The sequence below is a fragment of the Xanthomonas cissicola genome (genome assembly GCF_008801575.1).
In the GTDB taxonomy this organism is placed as follows: Bacteria; Pseudomonadota; Gammaproteobacteria; order Xanthomonadales; family Xanthomonadaceae; genus Xanthomonas; species Xanthomonas cissicola.
This window is the reverse complement of sequence record NZ_VZPL01000161.1, coordinates 1-2,650: the sequence shown is the minus strand read 5'-3', so window position 1 is coordinate 2,650 and position 2,650 is coordinate 1. Positions and strand designations below refer to the sequence as shown.

3 protein-coding genes are annotated in these 2,650 nt (G+C 59.6%); 1 reads left to right on the top strand and 2 read right to left on the bottom strand.

Annotated features, from left to right (window positions below; all coding sequences use genetic code 11):
• Positions 1-72: 72 nt before the first annotated feature.
• Together F7R02_RS24880 and F7R02_RS24875 are read right to left on the bottom strand one after the other, a co-directional pair.
• Positions 73-372: a hypothetical protein gene (locus F7R02_RS24880; protein ID WP_151210297.1), complete on the bottom strand. Its 300-nt coding sequence runs from the start codon at positions 370-372 to the stop codon at positions 73-75.
• Between the two features lie 705 nt (positions 373-1,077).
• Positions 1,078-1,725: a recombinase family protein gene (locus tag F7R02_RS24875; protein ID WP_078590046.1), complete on the bottom strand. Its 648-nt coding sequence runs from the start codon at positions 1,723-1,725 to the stop codon at positions 1,078-1,080.
• Positions 1,726-2,062: 337 nt separating this feature from the next.
• Here F7R02_RS24875 and F7R02_RS24865 point away from each other — a divergent pair.
• On the top strand, positions 2,063-2,650 hold a 588-nt coding region (locus tag F7R02_RS24865), incomplete at its 3' end, for a recombinase family protein (RefSeq protein WP_151210295.1).

Sequence of the window (2,650 nt, the reverse complement as noted above, 5' to 3'; positions counted from 1 at the left end):
ATCTCGCGCCGGGTCTGCTTGCGCTTGCCCAGGCCCTCAGCGTCACCGAACGTCAGCTGCATAGATGATCCTCTACATGATGAGGCGGGTAGTGTCGCGTATCTGTGGTGCGTTGTTCAGAGCTTCCCTAGCGATCAAGTCTGCCGCTCTTTGTTCATTTGACTCTTCACTTTCGTCTTCAACAACGAAGTTGGCATCCTTCAGCCGCTTTGCTAGACGCCTTGGCACTGCTGCAACCTCATCACGAGTGAGAGCTGGCCCCATCCAGCCGACATGTTGCAACAGCGTCGCTGAAACACTGGCCAGCGCTCCGTCTACAGCAACAGCAAACTCTTCCAAGGCATCACATGCGGCTTCAACCTGCGGATCCATGCACAACTCCTTATGCTGAGTGTTTGCAGCCACGCCACATCCGAACTACCAAAGTGGCGGTCTCGAAAGATTATGAGACGGAAATTCTTCGCACTTCAGATCGTATCGCGCATATGCAGCGCTTACGGATCAGTTGGGGTGCCCAATACGACGAACGTGGTCACCAGCCATATCTGTCGCTCAAAGCTTTGACGATTTCATCCTCACGATCACACTCGACCGCGCATTCTCGGGGCAGCTCGGGATTGTGCCCGTCCCTCTCCCACTCAATGTGCCCAACGCGGTAGATCCCCACTTGCCATCGCCCCGAGGTCCAGGTTGCCTATGTAGCCGACGGGCCACAGCGGCAGAGGCCGTCGCCGAAGCGACGCCGGCCAGTTGTCGCAGCTCTACTCCTTCTTGACCCCAAGAACTGTCCTTCCTTCAATCACTTGCCGGTCTTATGTTTGTGAGGCTTCAAACCAGGCGTGTTTCCAGGGGTGTCCTTGTTGTCCCGCCGGCGCTTATCTGGCTCCCCAGTGGACGGAGCGATCGGCTTCGGACCAGGCTTAATCGACATAACTTGACTCCTTCGGCGAAAGGGAACGGCCGAACAAAGCTGCTATGTCCCGCCACTACTGTCAATACAACCTAACAACCAAGAATGATACGCCCAGGGTTTCCTAGACATCTCAAGGCCATGGAAAATGGCTGATTCGGAGGTGTTCATGAGCAGTGAGCCGCCCACACCCGCTTTACGGTAGTCACGCTCGTGCCGGCGAGTCGCGCAGTGTTGGCGATGGTCTCCCCACGACTGCGCAAAGCAACGATGCGAGCATGTACGGTTGGATCGGCCGGGCGACCACGGTATTTGTCTCTGGCCTTCGCCAGCTCAATGCCCTGACGCTGACGCTCGCGACGGTCCTCGTAGTCGTCGCGAGCGATCTGCAGGGCGATGCGTAACAACATGTCCTGCATAGATTCGAGCACGACCTTTGCCACGCCTTTCGCCTCTGCCGCCACTTCGGAGAAATCGACGACGCCGGGAACGGCGAGGCGCGCACCCTTCGCGCGGATAGACGCAACCAGACGCTCGGCGTCGGCCAGCGGCAAGCGGCTGATGCGGTCGATCTTCTCTGCGATGACCACTTCGCCCGGCTGCAGGTCTTCGATCATGCGCAACAACTCAGGACGATCCGGACGCGCGCCGGATGCTGTCTCGCGATAGACGCCGGCGACGTAGTAGCCCGCCGCTTTTGCTTCCTTGATGATCCGCTCCTGCCGTTCCAGATCCTGGCCATCGGTGCTCACCCGCATGTAAAGCCGGGCGACCAAATAGAACGGCGCAGCCTGCAGAGTGCGTCCCTTCGCCATCAGTTCGTTTCGCTCCGCACAATCGGTTCAACATCCGGGACCAACAGGTCCGGCCATACCTGCCAACGCAGTTCAGGTCTCAGCTGCCAGGGCTCAGTCTGCTTCGCGACTACAACCATCCCAGGGGTGCCCGCCGGAACATCAAGCCGCACGAGTCCAGAAAGGCCGCCCTGCTCCCGCCAGAGTCCGTGCAGAACCTGGGGCACCGATTCCTCCTGCTTGCCTTGCTTCGTCATAGGCCCTCCATAGATCATTTGGGTATACCCAAAAAGGCCATGCAGGAGGCCACCATGTTCAACGGGATTCCCACCCCAGCCGATTTGGCGAGTCACATTTGATGGCGCGCGCTCCTGCAGAACCCTTCAAGGTTGCTCGGATTTACCAGCGCGTCAGCACTGATGGCCAGGATCTCACGCGACAAGCCGCAATCGTCCAAGAGGCCAAGGCCGCCGGCTTCTACGTCGCCGGCGTCTATCGTGAGAAGGCTTCTGGCGCGCGCGCCGATCGCCCTGAGTTGCTGCGCATGATCGAGGATCTGCAATCGGGCGAAGTGGTCATTGCAGAGAAGATCGATCGGATCAGCCGCTTGCCACTGGTCGAAGCCGAGCGCTTGGTAGCATCTATCCGCGTGAAGGGGGCGCGCCTCGCCGTTCCTGGCGTCGTCGATTTCTCCGAAGTGGCGGCCGAGGCGAAAGGCGTGGCAAAGGTCGTGCTTGAATCTATGCAGGACATGTTGCTGCGCATCGCCCTGCAGATCGCTCGCGACGACTATGAAGACCGCCGCGAGCGTCAGCGTCAGGGTATTGAGCTGGCGAAGGCCAGACACAAGTACCGTGGCCGCCCGGCCGATCCTACCGTACATGCTCGTATCGTCGCTTTGCGCAGTCGTGGGGAAACCATCGCCAGCACTGCGCGCCTGGCAGGC